This window comes from Mitsuaria sp. WAJ17, assembly GCF_014174515.1.
Classification (GTDB): domain Bacteria; phylum Pseudomonadota; class Gammaproteobacteria; order Burkholderiales; family Burkholderiaceae_C; genus Roseateles_B.
In genome coordinates, this window is sequence record NZ_JACJUG010000012.1 from 52,798 (window position 1) to 72,528 (window position 19,731).

Consider the following 19,731-nt stretch of genomic DNA (forward strand, 5'->3'; position numbering starts at 1 on the left):
AACGTGAACCCCTCTGCCGCCGCCTGGCTGGTGCTGCTGGTCGCCATCCTGGCGGCCAATGCGCCCTTCCTCAGCCAGCGAATTCTGCTCGTGGGGCGCCGCGACCCGATGAAGTCGGGCTGGTGGCGCCTGCTGGAGCTGCTGGTAATGGCCCTGCTGACGCTGGGGCTGGGCATGGGACTGGAAGCGCGCATGGGGCAGCGCCAGCCGCAGGGCTGGGAGTTCTACGCGGCCGCGGCCTGCCTTTTCCTCACGCTGGCCTTTCCGGGCTTCGTCTGGCGCTACCTGAAGAAGCACCGTGAGCAAGCCTGAGCAGCTCCGCACGGCCACGGCAGGCGCAGACCCCGACGCCGGCCTGAGGGAAGACCGCCTGGAGGGTCGCGAGGTCTATCAGGGCGGCTTCCTGAAGGTGCAGCGCGACGTGGTGCGACTGCCCGATGGCCGCGAGGCCGTCCGCGAATACATCCGACACCCGGGCGCCGTGATGGTCGTTCCGCTGCTGGACGACGACCGCTTGCTGTTGGAGCGCCAGTACCGCTATCCCATGGGCCGGGTGATGGTGGAGTTCCCCGCCGGCAAGCTGGACCCGCAGGAGAGCCCGCTGGCCTGCGCCATCCGTGAGCTGCGCGAGGAAACCGGCTACCGCGCCGGAGAATGGGCCTACGCTGGCGTGCTGCACAACGCCATTGCGTACTCCGACGAAGGCATCCACATCTTCTTCGCCCGTGGCCTGGTGGCCGGACGCGCCGAACTGGATGCCGGCGAGTTCGTCGAATGCCTCAGCATGACGGTGGATGCGCTGGACCAAGCCGGCCGCCAGGGCGAGGTCACCGACGCCAAGACGCTCATCGGCCTGCTGTGGCTGCAGCGTTGGCGCCAGGGAGCCTGGTCGCTGGACTGGCAACCGGCCCCCACCTGAACAGGAAGCTGCCCCATGGTGGTGCTGAACCTGGCCTGCGAGTCCAGCCATGCCTTCGAAGGCTGGTTCGCTTCCTCCGATGATTGCCGGGACCAGCAGGCGCGCGGCCTGCTCAGCTGCCCGGTGTGTGGCTCATCGCGCGTCGAGCGTCGGCCTTCTGCGCCTCGTCTTAATGTGGCCCATCTTCGCGCCGGCAAGACCGCAGTGCCGATCCAGCCTGATGCGGCCAGCCCCCCAGAGGGCATGGTTGCAGGCGGCGTTGCGGACGGGGCAGGGCAGGCAGCAGTGGGCGAGGCAGGCGAGGCTCTGCAGTCGCTGTGGATGGCCGTCTCGCGCGAGCTGGCCCGCCACAGCGAGGACGTCGGTGAGCGTTTCGCCGAGGAAGCGCGGCGCATCCACTACGGCGATGCCGAGGAGCGTGCGATCCGCGGACGCAGCCAGCCCGAGGAAGTGCGGGCGCTGATGGAAGAGGGTATCGAGCTGCTGCCCCTGCTGTTGCCCAAGGGCGGGGACGGCGAACTCCACTGAGCGCGCGGGCTCGCGGCCTGGCCTCCCGCCGGGCGCCCATCCCTGCCGGCCAGGCGTCCCGGCGTGCCATCCGTCGCAGGGCCGCGACGGCATGTCCCTTCTTCCTGCACCATGACCAGCGGATGTAGCCCGTGCCGGGCCTATGCTCCGGCGATTGATCTCCCGCAAGCCATCATGAACAAGAAGCAACGCATTGTCTCGTCCGGCCATGGTCTGGCCCTGCTGGTCCTTTCTGCTGCCCTCCTGAGTGCCTGTGGCAAGGGCTCCAAGCCTGAAGCAGCCGACGCGGGCTCCGTGACGCCGCTGCTGCTCGCCAAGGAGGATGTGCGCGACCTGAGCCTCAGCGAGCAGGCCTCCGGGCCCGTCATCACCGGTTCCATCCAGCCCGAGCGCCGGGCCGATCTGCGTGCCGAGGTCTCCGCCGTGGTGCTGCAGGTGCTGAAGGACAACGGTGAGGCCGTGCGCAAGGGCGATCTGCTGGTCCGCCTGGACGAGACCGCCATCCGCGACAGCCTCACTTCCGCTGAGGAAGCCGCCCGCGCCTCCGCCCAGAGCTTCGAGCAGGCGGAGCGCCAGCTGCAGCGACAGAAGACCCTGCAGTCCCAGGGCATGACCTCCATGCAGGGCCTGGAGGATGCCGAGATGCGCCGCAACAACGCGCAGAGCGACCTGGTCGCCGCCAAAGCCCGCGTGGTCACGGCACGCCAGCAGCTGCAGCGCACCGAGGTCCGCGCCCCCTTCGATGGCGTGGTCAGCGACCGCAAGGTCTCGCCGGGCGACACCGCCCAGCTGGGCAAGGAGCTGGTCAAGGTCATCGACCCGCGCAGCCTGCGCTTTGAGGGCCTGGTCTCCGCCGACAAGCTGGCCGAGCTCAAGGTGGGGCAGGGCGTGCATTTCCGCGTGAACGGCTACGGCAGCAAGCAGTTCCAGGGCAAGATCAAGCGCATCGACGTCGCCGCCAATGCCACGACCCGCCAGGTCGAGGTGCTGGTGGACCTGGGCGAGGGCGAGAAGCCCCAGGCGGCCGGCCTCTACGCCGAGGGCAATGTGGAGGCCCGCTCTACCGAGGCGCTGATGCTGGAGGAGTCCTCCATCGTGCGCGCCGGGGACCAGGCCCATGCCTGGCGGGTGAAGGACGGCAAGCTGACCAAGGTCGCCCTGAAGCTGGGCGAGCGGGACACCCGCACCGGTCAGATCGCCGTGCTGGCCGGCCTCAGCAAGGGCGACAAGGTCCTGCGCAAGCCCAGCACCACCCTCAAGGACGGCCAGGCCGCCGAATTCGCCAAGGCTCCGGCATCGCCCGCGGCCTCGGCTTCTGCCGGCGTGGCTGGAGGCTGATCCATGTTCCTTTCCAACTTCAGCATCAAGAAGCCGATCGCGACCATCGTCGTGATCATCTCCCTGATGGCCCTGGGCCTGATGGCGCTGAACAAGCTGCGCGTCAACTCCATCCCCGACGTGCAGGAGCCCATGCTCTTCCTGAGCATCGCCTATCCGGGCGCCTCGCCGGACACGGTGGAGCGCGAGGTGGTCAACCGCATCGAGAAGTCCCTGCAGGGCCTCTCCGGGGTGCGCAAGGTCTACTCGACCTCGCGCGAGGGTGCGGCCGAGTTCCAGTTGATCTTCAACTTCAGCAAGAACCTGATCGAGGCCGCGGATGACGTGCGCAACGCCATCGCCACCGTGCGCTACAAGCTGCCGGTGGAGATGCGCGAGCCCGTGCTGCAGCGCTTCGACGTTTCAGCCCAGCCGGTGATGCAGGTCTCGCTCTCGTCCACCACACAGAGCCATGCCGAGATCAGCCACATCGCCGAGGACCAGCTGGCCGACAAGTTCCGCGCCATCAATGGCGTGGCCACGGTCAACGTCAACGGCGCCCTGCATCGTGAGCTGAGCGTGCTGCTGCGCGCGGAGAAGCTGCGCGAGTTCAATGTTTCGGTGACCGACGTCGTCGCTGCTCTGCGTGCCCAGAACATTTCGGTGCCTGTGGGCAAGGTGCGCGGCGCCATGGAGGACCAGAGCATCCGCCTGCAGGGCCGCATCGAGCGCCCGGCCGATTTCCAGCAAGTGGTGGTCAAGCGCAATGGCGACGAGTCCATCCGCCTGGGCCAGCTGGCGCAGATCGAGGACGGCTTCGCCGAGCTGTCCAGCTTCAGCGTGCGCAATGGCCACCCCAATGTGGGCATCGCGGTGACGCGCTCGCGCGATTCCTCCACCGTGACCGTGGCCAAGGAGGTGCGCAAGCTGGTCGACCAGATCGCCCCGACCCTGCCCAAGGGCACCACGCTGGAGGTCACGCGGGACGAGGGCAAAGAGTCGCAGGAGAACCTCAACAACGTGATCCACGCCCTGGTGTTCGGCGCGGGCCTGACCATTGCGGTGGTCTACGTCTTCCTGAATTCCTGGCGCTCGACCTTGATCACGGCGCTGAGCCTGCCCACCTCGGTGATCGCGGCCTTCATCGCCGTGTGGCTGTGCGGCTTCACGCTGAACTTCATGAGCCTGCTGGGCCTGTCGCTGGCCATCGGCGTGCTGATCGACGATGCCATCGTGGTGCGCGAGAACATCGTGCGCCACATGGAGCGCGGCTCGGACCGCCGCACGGCGGCCCTCAACGGCACAGCCGAGATCGGGATGGCCGTCGCGGCCACCACCTTCTCCATTGTGGCCGTGTTCATCCCTGTGGGCTTCATGCCCGGCGTGTCGGGAGAGTGGTTCCGGCCCTTCGGCCTGACCGTCGTGGCCTCGGTGCTGGTGAGCCTGCTGATCTCCTTCACGCTGGACCCCATGCTGTCGGCCTTCTGGGGGGATCCACCCCATGCCCACGACGCACCGCGCCGTGGCCTGGGCCGCGTGCTGGAGCGCTTCAACAAGTGGTTCGACCACCAGTCCGACCGCTACGGCCAGGTCATCGCCTGGGCCCTGCATCACCGCCGCTGGATGGCCGCCTTCGCGGTGGGCAGCCTGATCGGCGCCATCGTGCTGGCCGCCAAGTTCCTGGGCACGACCTTCCTGCCGTCCTCCGACGCCGGCATGCTGATGGTCAATGTGCGCACGCCGGCCAGCAGCAATCTGGAGTACGCCAAGCTCAAGCTGGAGGCTGCGGCCAGCCTGGCCCGCACCATCCCCGAGACCGTGGCCACCAACAGCCGCGTGACCGTGAGCGGCGGCACCATCTACGTGGACCTGGGCAAGGCCAAGAACCGCAAGCGCTCCGCCGAGGAGATCGCCGTCGATCTGCGCGGCAAGATCTCGCGCCTGGTCGGCGCCGAGTACACGGTGCAGTCCAACCTCAACAACGGCGGCCAGAAGCCGGTGCAGATCCAGTTCTACGGCACGGACGCCCGCCGCCTGCTGGACATCAGCAATGACTTCATCGCCAAGCTGCGCGAGGTCAAGGGCGCGGTGGACGTGGGCCTTTCCGAGCAGGCTCCGCAGGACGAGCTGCAGATCGAGCTCAACCGTGGCCTGGCCAACTCGCTGGGTATCTCGGTGGGCGATGCCGCGCAGGCGCTGCGCGTGGCCTTTGCCGGCGTCGAGGTCGGCGACTGGGTCGACCCCACCGGCGAGACCCGTGACGTGGCCGTGCGCCTGCACCCGCAGGACCGCGTGGACCTCAGCAATATCGAGCGCCTGCCCGTGGCCGTCACCGGCACCAGCCGCATGGTGCCGCTGGAGCAGATCGCCAGCATCCGCATGGGTCGGGGCCCGGCCCAGATCGAGCATGCCAATGGCAAGCGCACGATCACCGTCTCGGCCAATGCTCATGACCGTTCGCCGGGCGAGGTCACGCAGGACGCGCTGAAGATCGCCAAGGCCATCGACTTCCCGCCGGGCTTCGGCCTGGAGCTGGGCGGTGATTCGGAGACGCAAGCCGAGGTCTTCGGTGCCATGTTCATCGCCCTGATCAGCGGTGTGGGGCTGATGTACCTGATCCTCGTGATGCAGATGGGGTCCTTCACCGCGCCGCTGGGCGTGATGCTGTCCCTGCCGCTGTCACTGATCGGTGTGGTGGTCGCCTTGCTGCTCACCAATGGCACGCTGAACCTGATGAGCTTCATCGGCATCATCATGCTCATGGGCTTGGTGGCCAAGAACGCCATCCTGCTGCTGGACGCCGCGCGCCAGGAGGAGGCCGAAGGCATGGACCGCGAGGAGGCCCTGATGCATGCGGGCCGCAAGCGCCTGCGGCCCATCCTGATGACCACCTTCGCCCTGATCGCCGGCATGCTGCCGGTGGCCATCGGCGTGGGCGACGGCGGCGAGTTCTACCGCCCCATGGCCGTGGCCATCATTGGCGGCACCATTACCTCGACGCTGCTGACGCTGCTGGTGGTGCCGAGTTTCTATGACAGCATCGAGATCACCAAGGTCAGTCTGATCGAACGCTTTCCCCTGCGGCGTGCGCGCTGGAGCATGGTGGGCGCGATTCTTTTGACGCTGGGCGAGGTGCTCGTCATGATCGTCGCCTTCCTGACGCTGACGATCTTCGTCTACTGGGGCCTGTTGGGACTCTGGCGCAAGTTCCGCTCGCCAGGCTTGCCGGCAGGCAGCGCGGCCTAAAGTAGACGGCCCGGATTCATGAGGCCCTGGGGATCCAGGGCCTTTTTTATTTGCCGCATCAGCGCCAGGGCCACGGGGCCCTTGGTCATTGCGAGCTGCTCGCGCTTGAGCTGGCCGATGCCATGCTCGGCCGAGATGGAACCGCCCCGTTGCAGGACCCGCTCGTAGACCAGCGCATTGATGGCCGGCTCCTGCGCGCGCAGGAAAGCGGCGGGGTCATGGCCCTCGGGCGCCTGCACATTGAAATGCAGATTGCCATCACCCAGGTGGCCGAAGCAGACCAGGCGCACGCCCGGGCAATGCGCCTGCAGCGCGGCCTCGCAATCCGCCACGAAGGCCGGAATGGCCGAGATGGGCAGGGCGATGTCGTGCTTGATGTTGAGCCCTTCCTCGCTCTGCGCCAGCGGGATGTTCTCGCGCAGGTGCCACAGCTGCCGCGCCTGGCTCAGGGACTGAGCCACGGCGGCATCCAGGGCCTCGCCGGCCTCCAGCGCTTCGCCGAGGATGCGCTCCAGCAGCTGACGGGCATGGGCCTCGTCCTCGTGGTCGGACAGCTCCAGCAGCACCGCCCAGGGCGCGGCGGCGGCGTCGGCCAGAGGCTGGGGGATCTGCGGAAAGTGGCGGCGCACCAGCTGCAGGCAGAAGCGGCTGATCAGCTCGAAACCGGTCAGCGTGGCACCGGCCAGGGCCCGGGCGCGGTTGAGCAGCGCGACGGCCGCGTCCAACGTGGGGCAGGACGCCAAGGCCGTCATGCAGGCCTGCGGGGCGGGGAAGAGCTTCAGCGTGGCGGCGGTGATCACGCCCAGCGTGCCCTCGCTGCCGATGAAGAGGTCGCGCAGGTCGTAGCCGGTGTTGTCCTTGCGCAGGCCGGACAGGCCGTGCCAGACCTCGCCCTGCGGCGTCACCACCTCCAGGCCGAGACACAGCTCGCGCGCATTGCCGTAGCGCAGCACCTGGGTGCCGCCGGCATTGCTGGCGAGGTTGCCGCCGATGGTGCAGCTGCCTTCGGCGCCCAGGCTCAGCGGGAAGAGCAGGCCGGCGGTGCTGGCTGCGGCCTGGACCTCGGCCAGCAGGCAGCCGGCCTCGGCGGTGAGGGTCAGGTTGGCCGGATCGACCTGGCGGATCTGGCGCAGGCGGCGCAGCGAGAGCAGCAGCTGGTGGCCGCTGCCATCCGGCACGCCGCCGCCGACCAGGCCGGTGTTGCCGCCCTGGGGCACCAGGCTCACGCGCCGATCGGCACACAGGCGCACCAAGGCCGCCACCTCGGCCGTGGTGCCAGGTCTTGCCACGGCCAGGGCGCGGCCGGCGTAGCGCTTGCGCCAGTCTTTCTCGTAGGCGTCCAGGCCGTCGCCGCTCAGCAGGTGCTCGGCGCCGATCAGCTGGCGGGCCCGTGCCAGGAAGTCCTCATGCGCAGGCCCGTCCACTCAGGCCTCCGGCTGCGCATTCGCCGCACGGGCGGCCGCCAGGCGCTGGCGCACCTGCATCGAGCAGGCCACGAAGATCAGCACGCCCAGCAGCACCTCCACAGCGGCCAGCCACACGGAGAGCCCGCGGTCGCTGGTGGCGCGCACCAGGCCCTCGGCCACGTAGAGCCAGACCATGAGGCTCAGCCAGCGGAAGGTGTAGAGCCGGTAGCGCCAGAGCCCTGCCAGGGGCACGAGCAGGGGCAGGGCCTTGATGGCCAGGGTGCCTCGGCCCACCGGGGCCAGCCACAGCTCCCAGGCCAGGCACAGCACGAACAGCGCCAGCAGGCTGTAGAAGGCCAGGTTGCGCGACAGCGTTTCGGCGCTGCTGGGCGCCATGCGGGTCGTCGGGGGTAGGGGGGCGGTGGGGTGGCTTGACATGGCTGGCATCATAGCCAGCATGAGTGAAGAGAGCCGCTACGAGAGCCGAGACCACGGCCGCCAGGACAGCGCCCGCCGCCAGGAGGGCGGCAGCCACAATCCCATCGCCCTGATCCATGGATTCTTCGAGGAGTTCATCAGTTGGCCCTGGTTGCAGACCCTGCAGACCTTCAAGGTGCGCTTCAAGGAAGAGCGCCTGGGCCTCACCGCGGGCAGCCTGACCTTCACCACGCTGATTTCGCTGGTGCCCCTGCTGACGGTGATGCTGGCCCTGTTCACCGCCTTCCCCATGTTCTCGGCCTTCCAGGCGGCTCTTGAGAAGTACTTCCTCAAGAGCCTGATCCCACCCAACATCGCCAAGCCCGTGCTGGCCTCGCTGACCCAGTTCGCGGCCAAGGCCAACAAGCTGGGCGTGGTGGGCCTGATCGCTCTGGGCTTCTCGGCCAGCGCGATGATGCTCACCATCGACCGCACGCTCAACGCCATCTGGCGTGTGCAGAAGCCGCGCCCCATCGCGCAGCGCGTGTTGGTCTACTGGGCGGCCATGACGCTGTGCCCCCTGCTGCTGGGCGGCAGCCTGACGCTCACCAGCTATGCCATCTCCGCCGGCCAGGGCCTGGTGGACAAGCTGCCCCAGGGCCTCTCGGTGGTGCTCAACAGCATGGACGTGGTGGTGCTGGCCGCCGCCATGGCCGCGCTCTTCCACTACGTGCCCAACACCCATGTGCGCTGGCGCCATGCCATCCTGGGAGGCGTCTTCGTGGCCTTGGCCTTTACCCTGGCCAAGGGTCTGCTGGCCTGGTATGTCAAGCAGGTGCCGACCTTCTCCACCCTCTACGGCGCCTTCGCGACGGTGCCCATTTTCCTGATCTGGATCTACGTGGCCTGGGCCATCGTGCTGCTGGGCGCCATCCTGGCGGCCAATGCGCCGGCGCTCACGAACAAGATGCTGAGGCGCGGAGATGCGCCGGGCCTGGCCTTCGAGCTGGCGCTGGAGGTGATCCGCGAGCTGCGCCGTGCCCGCGATGCCGGGGAGGGCGGTGCCAGCAGCCTGAGCCTCGCTACGGCGCTGCGGGTGGATGCCCTGCAGTTGGAGCCGGTGGTCGATACCCTCATCGGCATGAGCCTGGTCGGCCGCCTCGAGGAAGCCGGCGCCCAGCGCCTGACCCTGCTGTGCGAACCTACCCACACGCCCGCAGCGCCGCTGATTAAGGAACTGCTGGCCGAGCACAGCGAGTCGCTCGCTCTGCTGTGGGCTCGCAGCGACTGGACGCGGATCCGCCTGTCCGAGCTGCTCTGAGCTGATCCCCTGCGCTCAGGGGTGGATGACCACCAGCAGCGCCGTCGCGGCCTGTTTGCCCGTATTGCGGATGGCGTGCGGGCCGTCAACGGCGTAGCGCGCTGTCTCGCCCGTCTTGAGTTTCTGCGTGGTGTTGCCCGCCGAGACCTCCAACTGCCCGCCCAGAACGCTGAGGTGCTCGCGCGATCCAGGCTCATGCGCGCCGGACTCCAGCGCGCCGCCGGGCTGCACCGTCAGCTCGTACCACTCGAACTGGCCCGCCATGTCGATGGGGCCCAGGATGCGCAGCAGGCACTTGCCGTCCGGGCTGCTCATGCCGGGGATGCCGTGGGCCGGTACCACCTCAATGGCCGGCGCGGCCGGCTTCTCGCCGCCCAGCAGCTCAGACAGCTCCACCCGCAGCGCATTGGCCAGCCGCCAGACCACAGCCACGGTGGGATTGGCCTGGTTTCTCTCGATCTGCGAGAGCATGCTCTTGGACACGCCGGCCCGGCGCGAGAGCTCGTCCAGCGAGAGGCCCTGGGCCTGGCGCAGCGCCTGCAGGGTGGCACCGACGCGCGGTGGTTCAAGGCTGTCGGGATGCGGGACGGACATGAGGGCGACCTTCAGAAGAGCCTGCAGTGCGAGCTGGTTCACTTGACCCTGGGATGCAATTCCCAGATACTGCACGAAAGTTCGATATAGTGAACTGAATTCGATTTAACGGATTGTGCCCCAGGAGACCGAACATGGCCAATGCTGACGACTTCTACGCCCACCTGCGCAGCGAACTGCAGTCCATCCGCGAGGCCGGCCTCTTCAAGAGCGAGCGCATCATCACCAGCCATCAAGGCGCCGTGGTGCAGACGAACGAGGGCCGCGAGGTGATCAACCTCTGCGCCAACAACTATCTGGGCCTGTCCTCTCACCCCCAGGTCATCGAGGCCGCCCACGAGGCCCTGCGCACCCACGGCTACGGCCTCTCCAGCGTGCGCTTCATCTGCGGCACCCAGGACATCCACAAGACCCTGGAGCAGCGCATCGCCCGCTTCCTGGGCACCGAGGACACCATCCTCTACGCGGCCGCCTTCGACGCCAACGGCGGTCTCTTCGAGCCCCTGCTGGGCGAGCAGGACGCCATCATCAGCGACGAGCTCAACCACGCCTCCATCATCGACGGCATCCGCCTGTGCAAGGCCAAGCGCTTCCGTTACAAGCACAACGATCTGGCCGACCTGCAAGCCCAGCTGCAGGCTGCAGACGCCGCAGGTGCGCGCTTCAAGCTGGTCTTCACCGACGGCGTGTTCTCGATGGACGGCACCATTGCCCAGCTGGACAAGATCCGCGAGATCTGCGACCGCCACGGTGCTCTGCTGGGCATCGACGAGTGCCATGCCAGTGGCTTCCTGGGCAAGACCGGCCGCGGCACGCACGAGCACCGCGGCGTCTTCGGCAAGATCGACATCATCACCGGCACCCTGGGCAAGGCCCTGGGCGGGGCCTCGGGCGGCTTCACCACCGGCCGCAAGGAAGTGATCGAGCTGCTGCGCCAGCGTTCGCGCCCCTACCTCTTCTCCAACACCGTGGCGCCCAGCATCGTGGGGGGCTCCATCGCCGTGCTGGACATCCTGGAAGGCTCTACCGAGCTGCGCGACAAGCTGGAGGCCAACACAGCCTACTTCCGCGAGGCCATCCAGGCCGCCGGCTTCGAGATCAAGCCTGGCACCCATCCCATCACACCCATCATGGTCTACGACGCCGTCAAGGCGCAGCAGCTCAGCGCGCGGCTGCTGGAGCTGGGTGTCTATGCCGTGGGCTTCTTCTACCCCGTGGTGCCCAAGGGCCAGGCCCGCATCCGGGTGCAGATCTCGGCCGTGCACGAGCGCCACCACCTGGAGAAGGCCGTGGCTGCCTTCACACAGGCCGGCCGCGAACTGGGCCTCATTCCCGCTTGAGCGTCCTCTGAACGTCGCCTGAATCCCGCCAGAACCGAAAGAGCTGCCCAATGAGCCGCCAAACCAAGATCCTCATCATCGGCGCCAATGGCCAGATCGGCACCGAGCTGGCGCAAGAGCTGGCCCTGCGCCACGGCAATGCCAACGTCATCACCAGCGACCTCGCCCCCGAGGGCCGGGTGAAGTCGCTGACGCACGAGATGCTGGATGCCACCGACGGCGCCGCCGTCGCCGCCGCCGTGAAGCGCCATGAGATCACCCAGATCTATCTGCTGGCCGCCGCCCTCTCGGCCACGGGCGAAAAGCACCCCATGTGGGCCTGGGACCTCAACATGAAAGGGCTGCTGAACGTGCTGGAGCTGGCCCGCACGCAGAAGCTGGATCGCGTCTTCTGGCCCAGTTCCATCGCCGCCTTCGGTCCCAGCACGCCGGCCGTGATGACGCCACAGAGCACGGTGATGGACCCCACCACTGTCTACGGCATCTCCAAGCAGGCCGGCGAGCGCTGGTGCGCCTGGTACCACGCCAAGCACGGCGTGGACGTGCGCAGCCTGCGCTACCCGGGCCTGATCAGCTACAAGACCCCGCCCGGCGGCGGCACGACCGACTATGCCGTGGACATCTTCCACAGTGCGCTGAAGACCGGTCGCTACAGCTGCTTCCTGGAAGAGGGTCAGGCCTTGCCCATGATGTACATGCCCGACGCGCTGCGCGCCACCATCGAGCTGATGGAGGCCCCGGCCGAGGCCATCACCGAGCGCGGCTCGTACAACCTGGCGGGCTGCAGCTTTACGCCGGCCGAGATCGCCGCCGAGATCCGCCGCCGCATCCCCGGTTTCGAGATCAGCTACGCGCCTGACTTCCGCCAGCAGATTGCCGCCAGCTGGCCGCAGTCCATCGATGACAGCGTGGCGCGGCGCGACTGGGGCTGGAAGCCTCAGTACGACCTCTCGGCCATGGTCGATGACATGCTCGTCAACCTCAAGCCGCTGCTGCAGGCCTGAAACTGCGGGCGCGGCACACGACGCTCCCGCTTTCGAGCAGGGCTGCTCATCGAGGCAGGAGCGGCTGCTGCTAAGCTGGACCCATGGGTCAAAGCCTGTGGATCTGCGGTTTCGGGGATCAGCTGCCTCTCCCGGGCGCCTGTCGTCTGGCGTTGGGCCTGCTGGCGGCAGCCCTGCTGACCCTGCCGGTCCTTGCGGAGCCAGCCGCTGCCGCCCCCCCGCCGGACGAGCCTCGCTACCTGCTGGGCCTGCGTGTCTCACGAGGGCCCGAGTACCCGGGCTCACGCCGCCAGGAGCAAGGCCTGACCCCCTTGTGGGCGCTCTACTGGGGCCGCTGGCGTATCACGACGGCCGGCACCGGGGCGATGATGGGCTTTGGCTCCGACGCCGCCGGCCCCGGGCCGGGAGCCTCGCGCGAATGGCTGCACGGGGATCACTGGAAGCTGGGCCTGGGCCTGCGCATCGACAGCGGTCGTGACAGCGAGCGCGCCGAGATCACCCGCGGTCTGCCCGACGTGCCGCGCACGCTGCGAGGCCGCCTGAACCTGCGGCTAGAGCTGGATCCGAAGTGGACCCTCAGCGTGGCGCTGTCGCCCGATCTGCTGAATCATCGCGGCGGCACCGAACTGAGCCTTGACCTCGGGCGCAGCCTGTACCGCAGCGGCCATGCCTCGCTCACTCTGGGGCTGGGACTCAGCGCCTCCGACCGTCGCCACCTGCAGAGCTACTTCGGCGTGCCCGAGGGCAGCGATGCCGCCAGGCGCCTGGGCCAGCACTACGAACCCGGCAACGGCCTGACGGGGGCCTACATCAACCTCAGCTACATGCAGGCCCTGAGCCCGCGATGGGTGCTGGTGGGCAGCTGGAGCGAAGGGCGGCTGCTGGACGCGGCGGCGGCCAGCCCTATCGTGGAGACGACGCGCCAGCGCAGTGCTTCGATCGGGCTGGCGTACCGGAACTGAAAGGGCTCGCGTTCAGAACGGGATCCGCCCGGTCCAGATCTCCCAGTACATGCGCCAGTCCCCCATGAAGCTCCACAGTGGCCGGCGGAAGCTGGCGGGCTTGTTCTTCTCGAAGACGAAGTGGCCCACCCACGCGAAGCCGTAGCCGCAGAGCAGGCCGGCCGGCAGCCACAGCAACTCGCCCGTCACCAGCAGCGTGCCCAGGCACAGCAGGGCCAGGCTGGAGCCCAGGAAATGCAGGCGTCGGCAGGTCCTGTTGCGATGCTCGCCGAGGTAGAAAGGGTAGAACTCGGCAAAGCTGCTGATGGCAGCAAGGGCGTCGTGAGCCATAGGGACTCCTGGAGGGAGAGGCGGGCGCTGCCCGCATTGAAGCGCAAGTGGAGCGTCCTGGCATCCGGTCCGATACCAGGGGCGATGTCCGCACGGCCTGTCCTTGCCGTCCTGCCGTTGGTCGCGCCTGGCTCGCCTCTTCTGGTGGCGCGCGCTAAGGTCGCGTGCATCGCATTCCTGAGCTCCTGCACCATGCCTTTTTCCCAAGCCCGCTCGCGCGCCTTCCTGTCACTGCCGGGCGCACTGGCGCTTGGCCTGCTGCCCGGCCTGGCCCAGGCGCAGGCTTCGGCCTTCTCGCGCCAGGCCGGCACATCCGTCGTCGCCGGCACTGTCTGGCACTACGAGAAGTCCAATCGCGACGGCAGTGACGCCTGGCATTTCGCCATCTACTTCGCCAGCCCCAGCCGCCTGGAAGTGCTCAAGTGGTTGCCTGGCGAGGACCTGGTGGAGGTCCACGCCGACCTGGACCTGGCTCGGGCCATGCCCGTGCACATGCAGCAGTGGAACCTTGTCAAGGGCGAGCGGCGGCCGACGCTCAGCGCCGATGCCGCGCCCAAGGCCCCGCGGCTGAAGGTCCACTTCGCCAAGGGTGGGACCGTCGAGCTGGACGGCGGCGCGTTGCCGCTGCATGTCTGGGGGTTCGACCTGGCCTCGCTGGCGCCCCTCCTGCCGATGCTGCGGCATCCGCAGCAGGGCTTCAAGCTCAGCATGGTAGACCCCAACCGCCCGGGCCGCCACGGCGAGCCCGCCCTGGTGGCAGAGGCCCGCTTCGAGTACCTCGGGCGGCGCGAATGGCAGGGGCGCCCAAGCCATCAGTACCGCATCGCCGGCCCCGCATTTGACGGCAAGGCCGGCCTGTTGGTCACCAGCCTGCAGGGGCAGCTCCTGCACGCCGAGCATCCCATCCCCACCAGCACGGACTGGAAGGACTGGCGCCTGAGCTTCACGCGGTCCGAGCAGCTGAACGGCAACCAGTGGGAGCAGTTCAAGCTGGAGCTGCAACGCCAGCTCGCGGCCGGCGACTGAGCCTCAGCAGGACAGGGCCTGGCGCAAGGCCGCCAGCACGGCGTCCGGCGCCTCGGCCATCATCGAGTGGCCGGCAGCCGGGATGCGGTGCAGCCGGGCCTTGAGCGCCTGCACCAGGGCCTGGGCCTGCTTGGGCGCGGTCATCACGTCGCGTTCGGCGGTCAGCACATGGCATTCGCAGCGGACCCGTGCCGCCGCCTCCAGCCCGCCCGCATAGCGGTCGCAGACCTGGAAGTCGTGCAGAAAGAGGTTGGCCTCGCTCGATCCGGCCTGCGTGTGCTTCATCAGCGCCAGATTGCCGCCATGCAGCCAGCTGCCCGGGCCCGGGTAGCCGGGCTTGGCTGCCTGCGTGCTGTGGGAGAAGACGTTGACCATGGCCATGGCCTTCTCCGGCGCCTCGGCGGCGGTGTTCAGCAAGGCCTCGGAGACCTTCATCGGGAAGGCCGTGCCCAACAGCAGCAACTGGCTGGCACGCTCTGGCGCCTGGGCGGCAGCCTCAAGCGCGATCAGGGAGCCCATGCTGTGCCCGGCCAGCGCGGCGCGCTCGGCGCCCGCGGCGCTCAGCAGTTCCAGCACCCAGGCGCCGGCGGCTTCCACGCTGGGCAGGGCCGGGCCTTCGCTGCGGCCATGGCCGGGAAGGTCCACGGCCAGCACGCTGAAGCCGTGATGGGCGAACCAGCGGGCCAGCAGCGTGAAGACGCTGTGGTCATGCAGGGCGCCATGCACGAAGACAAGGCAGGGCAGGGCGGGATCGAAGGCGCGCCCGCCGGTATAGGCATAGGCCTGGCGGCCTTGAACAGTCACTTGCATGGGGCGGCGCTCACTTGGATGCGATCTTCAGGGCGGTCTTGAGGTCGGCGATCAAGTCGTCGGCGTCCTCAAGGCCGATGGACAGGCGGATGGTGCCGGGCGTGATGCCCGCCTGCGCCAGCGCGGCGTCGTCCATGCGGAAGTGGGTGGTGCTGGCGGGGTGGATCACCAGGGAGCGGCAGTCGCCCACGTTGGCCAGGTGGGAGAAGATCTTGAGGCTCTCGATGAAGCGGCGGCCCTGCTCGCGGCTGCCGTTCAGGTCGAAGCTGAAGACGGCGCCGGCGCCCTTGGGCATGAGCTTGCGGGCCAGCGCATGGCCCGGGTGAGAGTCCAGCCCGGGGTAGGCCACACGGCTCACCTGGGCCTGCCCCACCAGGAACTCGGCCACCTTCTGCGCATTGCCCACATGGCGCTCCATGCGCAGGGACAGGGTCTCCAGCCCCTGCAGCATCAGCCAGGCCGTGTGCGGGCTCATGCAGGCACCGAAGTCGCGCAGGCCCTCGCGGCGGGCGCGCAGCAGGAAGGCACCCGTCGTGCTCTCCTCGGCGAAGACCATGCCGTGGAAGCCCTCGTAGGGCTCGCAGAGCTCGGCGAAGCGGGCCAGGCCGGCGGACTGGCTGCGCTCATAGGCTGATTGCCAGTCGAAGTTGCCGCTGTCCACCAGCACGCCACCCACCACGGTGCCGTGGCCGCAGAGGAACTTGGTGGCGGAATGGAAGACCAGGTCCGCACCATGCTGCAGGGGCTTGAGCAGGGCAGGGGGCGTCAGCGTGGCGTCCACGAGCAGGGGTAGGCCGGCTTCATGGGCGATGGCGGCCACGCCGGGGATGTCCAGCACGTCCATGCCGGGGTTGCCCAGGGTCTCGCCGAAGAGCAGTCGGGTCTCGGGGCGGATGGCGGCGCGCCAGGCGTCCAGCTCATCGGGGCGCACGAAGGTGGTGCTGATGCCGAATCGCTTCAGCGTGTAGTGCAGCAGGTTGTGCGAGCCGCCATAGAGTGCGCTGGAGGCCACGATGTGGCTGCCCGCAGGCGCCAGCGTGCTGATGGCAAGGAACAGCGCGGCCTGCCCGCTGGCCGTGGCAATGGCGCCACTGCCGCCTTCCAGCGCGGCCATGCGCTCTTCGAAAACGGCCGTGGTGGGATTGGAGATGCGGGAGTAGACGTGGCCCGCGCGCTCCATGTTGAAGAGCGAGGCCGCGTGCTCGGCGCTTTCGAAGACGAAGGAGGTGCTGAGATGCAGAGGGACGGCCCGGGCGCCGGTGCTGGGGTCGGGTGCCGCCCCCGCATGAAGCGCCAGGGTGTCGAAGCCGGGATCGCCGTAGCCTGACATGCTGTCTTTCGTGGTTTCAGGATGCCGGGATTGTGTGCTATGTTGGACCCAATTCTGATCTGCCCGCCTGTCGAGGAGAAAACACATGAAAGTCGCCGACATCCTGCGCGTGAAAGGCAACGCCCTGTATACCGTGCCGCCCGAACAGCCCCTGGCCGAAGCCCTGGCCACCATGGCCGAGCGGGACATGGGCTCCCTGGTCGTGATGGAGTTCGGCGAGCTGGTGGGCATGCTGACCTTCCGCGAGGTGATCGCCGCCGTGGTCCGCAATGGCGGCAGCGTGGGCTCCAGCCTGGTCCGCTCCGTCATGGACGACCACCCCCTGACCTGCACCCCCGAGACCGAGATCGACGAAGTCCGCCGCATGATGCTGGGCCGTCATGCCCGCTACATGCCCGTGCTCAACGGCCGCCAACTGATGGGCGTGATCTCCTTCTATGACGTCGCCAAGGCCGTGGTCGATAGCCAGGACTTCGAGAACCGCATGCTCAAGGCCTATATCCGCGACTGGCCGGTCGAGGAAGAGGGCGCTTCGCACGAGCCGAAGCTTTGAGCCGCTGATCGCCAAGCCCGCAGACCGGCGAGGCCGGGGGGCGCACCATAGAATCCAGGGCATGCCCGGGCGCTCCCGCCGGGGACCGACCCTGGATTTTTCATGGCTGGCAGCACCTTCGGCGAACTTTTCCGTGTCACCAATTTCGGCGAAAGCCACGGCCCGGCCATCGGCTGCGTGATCGATGGCTGCCCGCCGGGGCTTGAACTCAGCGAGGCCGACATCCAGCCCGAGCTGGACCGCCGCCGCCCGGGCACCTCGCGCCACGTCACCCAGCGCAATGAGCCCGATGCCGTGCAGATCCTCTCCGGCGTCTACGAGGGCCAGACCACCGGCGCACCCATCTGCCTGCTGATCCAGAACACCGATCAGCGCAGCAAGGACTACGGCAACATCCTGGACACCTTCCGTCCGGGGCATGCCGACTACACCTACTGGCGCAAGTACGGCCTGCGCGACCCGCGCGGTGGCGGTCGTTCCTCCGCCCGCCTTACCGCCCCGATGGTGGGCGCCGGCGCCGTGGCCCGCAAATGGCTCAAGGCGCAGTACGGCACCGAGTTTCGTGGCCACATGACCCAGCTTGGCGAGCTGCCCATTGCCTTTGAGGGCTGGGAGCATGTGCCGAACAACCCCTTCTTCGCCGCCAACGCCAGCCAGATCGCCGAGCTGGAGGCCTATATGGACGCGCTGCGCAAGTCCGGCGACTCCGTCGGCGCGCGCATCGAGGTGCAGGCCACGGGCGTGCCCGTGGGCCTGGGCGAGCCGCTCTTCGACAAGCTGGACGCCGACATCGCCTTTGCGATGATGGGCATCAACGCCGTCAAGGGCGTGGAGATCGGCGACGGCTTCGGCGTCGTGCCCCAGCATGGCAGCGAGCATGGCGATGAACTCACCCCCGAAGGCTTCGCCAGCAACCATGCGGGCGGTGTGCTGGGGGGCATCTCCACCGGCCAGGACCTGCGCGTGTCCATCGCCATCAAGCCCACCAGCTCCATCCGTCTGCCCAAGGCCTCCATCGATCGTGCGGGCCAGGTGACCGAGGTGGTGACCCATGGCCGCCACGACCCCTGCGTCGGCATCCGCGCCACGCCCATCGCTGAGGCCATGCTGGCCCTGGTGCTGATGGATCACGCATTGCGCCATCGCGCGCAGTGCGGTGACGTCCGGCACCCCCTGGCGCCGATTCCGGCCCAGCGCGCTTGAAGCCGGGCCGGAGTCAGTCCGGCCTTGCCTTCCTGCAGTTCATCCCCAACTGCAGCAGCAAATCCCGACGGGCGACGCCCTGACCCCTCTTTTGTGCGCTTCGTCGCAGGCGCGCTGCAAGGCTCGTGCGCTCTTCCTAGACTGCGCCGCAGTTCGACACTCGCGGTAACCCTGCAGCAATGGAGAGACACATGGACAAGAAGAAGCGCAATCGCTGGCTGGTGTGGGGAGGGGCGGCCGTCGTCGTCCTGAGTGCAGGCGCTGGCGCTGCCGTCTATGCCGGCAAGGCCGACAGCAAGGCTTCGGCCAGCAAGCAGGCGTCCAAGGATGCGGCCAAGGATGCGGCCAAGGACGGCAAGGACGACAAGAAGAAGGAAGCCACCCTGGAGTTCGCCTCCCGCGAGGTGACCAAGCCCCAGATGGCCACCATGCCCGGCAGCATCGAGTTCTCCGGCCCCCTGGTGGCGCCCAACACGGTGGTCGTGCGCAGCAAGGCCAGCGGCGTGCTGCTGAACCTGCACGTGGCCGAGGGCAGTCGCGTCCGCAATGGCCAGAGCCTGGGCGAACTGGACCTCGAAGAGCTGCGCTACCGCGTGGCCGAGCGCCGCGCCAGCCTGGAGGCCGCGCAGGCCCAGTTCCAGCAGGCTGAGCGCAGCTACAAGGCCAACGAGGATCTGGCCGCCAAGGCCTTCATCTCCAGCACCGCGCTGGACAACTTCCGCGCCAGCATGGAATCCGCCCGCGGCCAGTGGCTGGCCGCTAAGGCCCAGTTCGAGACGGCGCAGAGCAGCCTGCGCCTGGCCTCCCTGGTGGCGCCCATCAGCGGCGTCGTGGCCAAGCGCCATGCCGTGCCGGGCGAGAAGCTCAGCGCCGAGCAGCAGGTGCTCAGCATCGTGGACCTGGGCAAGCTGGAGTTGGCCGGTCTGGTCGGCACACACGAGGTCGCCCGCCTGAAGCCCGGCATGGCCGTGGCCGTGAAAGTGGAGGGTGACGAGCAGCCCGTGCAGGCCCGCATCTCGCGCATTGCGCCGGCGGCCGAACCGGGCACGCGCAGCATCGGCGTGACCCTGGAGATCGCCAATGCCGAGGAGCGCTTCCGCGCCGGCCAGTACGCCGTCGCCCGCGTTGAGCTGCCGGACAACGCCCAGCGTCTGACCCTGCCGGCCACCGCCGTGATCAACGCCTCCGGCCAGGATCATGTCTGGGTGCTGGAGAAGGGCACCCTGGTCCGCCGCGTGGTGACCACCGGCCGCCGGGATGCCCGCGAAGGCCGCATCGAGATCCTGCAAGGACTCAAGGCCGAGGACCAGGTGCTCGCCGCCCGCTTTGACAATCTGCGCGATGGCGCCGCGGCCAAGATCGTGGACGGCCGCGCGCCGCGCGTGGCCAGTGCCGCCGCCAGCGCCCCCGCGCTGCAATAAGGAG

The 19,731-nt window shown here is 68.4% G+C and carries 19 protein-coding genes; 13 read left to right on the forward strand and 6 right to left on the reverse strand.

The features are described from left to right. Nucleotides 1–3 precede the first annotated feature (3 nt). The 5 genes from H5407_RS11625 to H5407_RS11645 all read left to right on the forward strand — a co-directional run bounded on the left by H5407_RS11625 (nt 4) and on the right by H5407_RS11645 (nt 6,010). Entirely contained in the window at nt 4–312 is a 309-nt protein-coding gene (locus tag H5407_RS11625; protein WP_183104614.1) for a DUF2818 family protein, read from the forward strand. Beyond that, the gene (locus tag H5407_RS11630; protein ID WP_404935622.1) at nt 299–919 is read left to right on the forward strand and encodes an NUDIX domain-containing protein; all 621 of its coding nucleotides are present in this window, start codon (nt 299–301) and stop codon (nt 917–919) included. Before H5407_RS11625 ends, H5407_RS11630 begins: the two co-directional genes overlap by 14 nt. A 15-nt stretch (nt 920–934) precedes the next feature. After that, nucleotides 935–1,447, forward strand: a complete 513-nt coding sequence (locus H5407_RS11635; protein WP_183104615.1) for a DUF1178 family protein — start codon at nt 935–937, stop codon at nt 1,445–1,447. Between the two features lie 174 nt (nt 1,448–1,621). Beyond that, nucleotides 1,622–2,785, forward strand: coding sequence for an efflux RND transporter periplasmic adaptor subunit (locus H5407_RS11640; RefSeq protein ID WP_183104616.1), 1,164 nt, complete (start codon nt 1,622–1,624; stop codon nt 2,783–2,785). Nucleotides 2,786–2,788: 3 nt separating this feature from the next. Next, complete coding sequence (locus H5407_RS11645) at nt 2,789–6,010, forward strand: efflux RND transporter permease subunit (protein ID WP_183104617.1); 3,222 nt, start codon at nt 2,789–2,791, stop codon at nt 6,008–6,010. Here H5407_RS11645 and H5407_RS11650 read toward each other — a convergent pair. Then, complete coding sequence (locus H5407_RS11650; RefSeq protein ID WP_310737639.1) at nt 6,007–7,434, reverse strand: FAD-binding oxidoreductase; 1,428 nt, start codon at nt 7,432–7,434, stop codon at nt 6,007–6,009. The genes H5407_RS11645 and H5407_RS11650 overlap by 4 nt on opposite strands. Further along, nucleotides 7,435–7,854 (reverse strand): DUF2069 domain-containing protein, encoded by a 420-nt coding sequence (locus H5407_RS11655; RefSeq protein WP_183104618.1) that lies wholly within the window; start codon nt 7,852–7,854, stop codon nt 7,435–7,437. A 19-nt stretch (nt 7,855–7,873) separates the two neighbouring features. Here H5407_RS11655 and H5407_RS11660 point away from each other — a divergent pair, with 19 nt between their 5' ends. After that, the gene (locus H5407_RS11660; RefSeq protein ID WP_183104619.1) at nt 7,874–9,154 is read left to right on the forward strand and encodes a YihY family inner membrane protein; all 1,281 of its coding nucleotides are present in this window, start codon (nt 7,874–7,876) and stop codon (nt 9,152–9,154) included. A 15-nt stretch (nt 9,155–9,169) separates the two neighbouring features. On the opposite strand, the gene H5407_RS11665 is transcribed toward H5407_RS11660, so the two are convergent. Next, nucleotides 9,170–9,748: a helix-turn-helix domain-containing protein gene (locus tag H5407_RS11665; protein WP_183104620.1), complete on the reverse strand. Its 579-nt coding sequence runs from the start codon at nt 9,746–9,748 to the stop codon at nt 9,170–9,172. Between the two features lie 134 nt (nt 9,749–9,882). On the opposite strand from H5407_RS11665, the gene kbl reads away from it, so the two are divergent. From kbl to H5407_RS11680, 3 genes are all read left to right on the forward strand, one after another. Further along, nucleotides 9,883–11,088, forward strand: a complete 1,206-nt coding sequence (kbl, locus tag H5407_RS11670) for a glycine C-acetyltransferase (protein WP_183104621.1) — start codon at nt 9,883–9,885, stop codon at nt 11,086–11,088. A gap of 50 nt (nt 11,089–11,138) precedes the next feature. Further along, on the forward strand, nt 11,139–12,092 hold the full coding sequence (locus H5407_RS11675; RefSeq protein ID WP_183104622.1) for an NAD-dependent epimerase/dehydratase family protein: 954 nt from the start codon (nt 11,139–11,141) through the stop codon (nt 12,090–12,092). Nucleotides 12,093–12,175: 83 nt separating this feature from the next. Then, nucleotides 12,176–13,054 carry a MipA/OmpV family protein gene (locus tag H5407_RS11680; protein WP_183104623.1) on the forward strand — a complete coding sequence of 293 codons (879 nt, stop codon included), beginning with the start codon at nt 12,176–12,178 and terminating at the stop codon, nt 13,052–13,054. 12 nt (nt 13,055–13,066) lie between these two features. On the opposite strand, the gene H5407_RS11685 is transcribed toward H5407_RS11680, so the two are convergent. Next, nucleotides 13,067–13,384, reverse strand: coding sequence for an Mpo1-like protein (locus H5407_RS11685; RefSeq protein ID WP_183104624.1), 318 nt, complete (start codon nt 13,382–13,384; stop codon nt 13,067–13,069). Nucleotides 13,385–13,576: 192 nt separating this feature from the next. On the opposite strand from H5407_RS11685, the gene H5407_RS11690 reads away from it, so the two are divergent. Further along, nucleotides 13,577–14,410 (forward strand): hypothetical protein, encoded by an 834-nt coding sequence (locus H5407_RS11690; protein WP_183104625.1) that lies wholly within the window; start codon nt 13,577–13,579, stop codon nt 14,408–14,410. A gap of 3 nt (nt 14,411–14,413) precedes the next feature. On the opposite strand, the gene H5407_RS11695 is transcribed toward H5407_RS11690, so the two are convergent. Then, complete coding sequence (locus tag H5407_RS11695; protein ID WP_183104626.1) at nt 14,414–15,220, reverse strand: alpha/beta fold hydrolase; 807 nt, start codon at nt 15,218–15,220, stop codon at nt 14,414–14,416. A gap of 10 nt (nt 15,221–15,230) precedes the next feature. After that, nucleotides 15,231–16,550, reverse strand: coding sequence for an O-acetylhomoserine aminocarboxypropyltransferase (locus H5407_RS11700; RefSeq protein WP_183104627.1), 1,320 nt, complete (start codon nt 16,548–16,550; stop codon nt 15,231–15,233). Nucleotides 16,551–16,635: 85 nt separating this feature from the next. Here H5407_RS11700 and H5407_RS11705 point away from each other — a divergent pair, with 85 nt between their 5' ends. The 3 genes from H5407_RS11705 (at nt 16,636) to H5407_RS11715 (ending at nt 19,727) form a co-directional block, all read left to right on the forward strand. Then, on the forward strand, nt 16,636–17,103 hold the full coding sequence (locus tag H5407_RS11705) for a CBS domain-containing protein (RefSeq protein WP_183104628.1): 468 nt from the start codon (nt 16,636–16,638) through the stop codon (nt 17,101–17,103). A gap of 102 nt (nt 17,104–17,205) precedes the next feature. Next, entirely contained in the window at nt 17,206–18,306 is a 1,101-nt protein-coding gene (gene aroC / locus H5407_RS11710; protein ID WP_183104629.1) for a chorismate synthase, read from the forward strand. A gap of 191 nt (nt 18,307–18,497) precedes the next feature. After that, nucleotides 18,498–19,727: an efflux RND transporter periplasmic adaptor subunit gene (locus H5407_RS11715; RefSeq protein WP_183104630.1), complete on the forward strand. Its 1,230-nt coding sequence runs from the start codon at nt 18,498–18,500 to the stop codon at nt 19,725–19,727. The last annotated feature ends 4 nt before the right edge of the window (nt 19,728–19,731 follow it).

Excerpts from the sequence above, each read along its gene's own strand:
- H5407_RS11680 (WP_183104623.1), top strand. The coding sequence starts at position 12,176 with ATGGGTCAAAGCCTGTGGATCTGCGGTTTCGGGGATCAGCTGCCTCTC.
- H5407_RS11690 (WP_183104625.1), top strand. The coding sequence starts at position 13,577 with ATGCCTTTTTCCCAAGCCCGCTCGCGCGCCTTCCTGTCACTGCCGGGC.
- H5407_RS11715 (WP_183104630.1), top strand. The coding sequence starts at position 18,498 with ATGGACAAGAAGAAGCGCAATCGCTGGCTGGTGTGGGGAGGGGCGGCC.
- kbl (WP_183104621.1), top strand. The coding sequence starts at position 9,883 with ATGGCCAATGCTGACGACTTCTACGCCCACCTGCGCAGCGAACTGCAG.
- aroC (WP_183104629.1), top strand. The coding sequence starts at position 17,206 with ATGGCTGGCAGCACCTTCGGCGAACTTTTCCGTGTCACCAATTTCGGC.
- H5407_RS11685 (WP_183104624.1), bottom strand. The coding sequence starts at position 13,384 with ATGGCTCACGACGCCCTTGCTGCCATCAGCAGCTTTGCCGAGTTCTAC.
- H5407_RS11660 (WP_183104619.1), top strand. The coding sequence starts at position 7,874 with ATGAGTGAAGAGAGCCGCTACGAGAGCCGAGACCACGGCCGCCAGGAC.
- H5407_RS11700 (WP_183104627.1), bottom strand. The coding sequence starts at position 16,550 with ATGTCAGGCTACGGCGATCCCGGCTTCGACACCCTGGCGCTTCATGCG.
- H5407_RS11655 (WP_183104618.1), bottom strand. The coding sequence starts at position 7,854 with ATGTCAAGCCACCCCACCGCCCCCCTACCCCCGACGACCCGCATGGCG.
- H5407_RS11665 (WP_183104620.1), bottom strand. The coding sequence starts at position 9,748 with ATGTCCGTCCCGCATCCCGACAGCCTTGAACCACCGCGCGTCGGTGCC.
- H5407_RS11695 (WP_183104626.1), bottom strand. The coding sequence starts at position 15,220 with ATGCAAGTGACTGTTCAAGGCCGCCAGGCCTATGCCTATACCGGCGGG.
- H5407_RS11635 (WP_183104615.1), top strand. The coding sequence starts at position 935 with ATGGTGGTGCTGAACCTGGCCTGCGAGTCCAGCCATGCCTTCGAAGGC.
- H5407_RS11705 (WP_183104628.1), top strand. The coding sequence starts at position 16,636 with ATGAAAGTCGCCGACATCCTGCGCGTGAAAGGCAACGCCCTGTATACC.
- H5407_RS11645 (WP_183104617.1), top strand. The coding sequence starts at position 2,789 with ATGTTCCTTTCCAACTTCAGCATCAAGAAGCCGATCGCGACCATCGTC.
- H5407_RS11675 (WP_183104622.1), top strand. The coding sequence starts at position 11,139 with ATGAGCCGCCAAACCAAGATCCTCATCATCGGCGCCAATGGCCAGATC.
- H5407_RS11640 (WP_183104616.1), top strand. The coding sequence starts at position 1,622 with ATGAACAAGAAGCAACGCATTGTCTCGTCCGGCCATGGTCTGGCCCTG.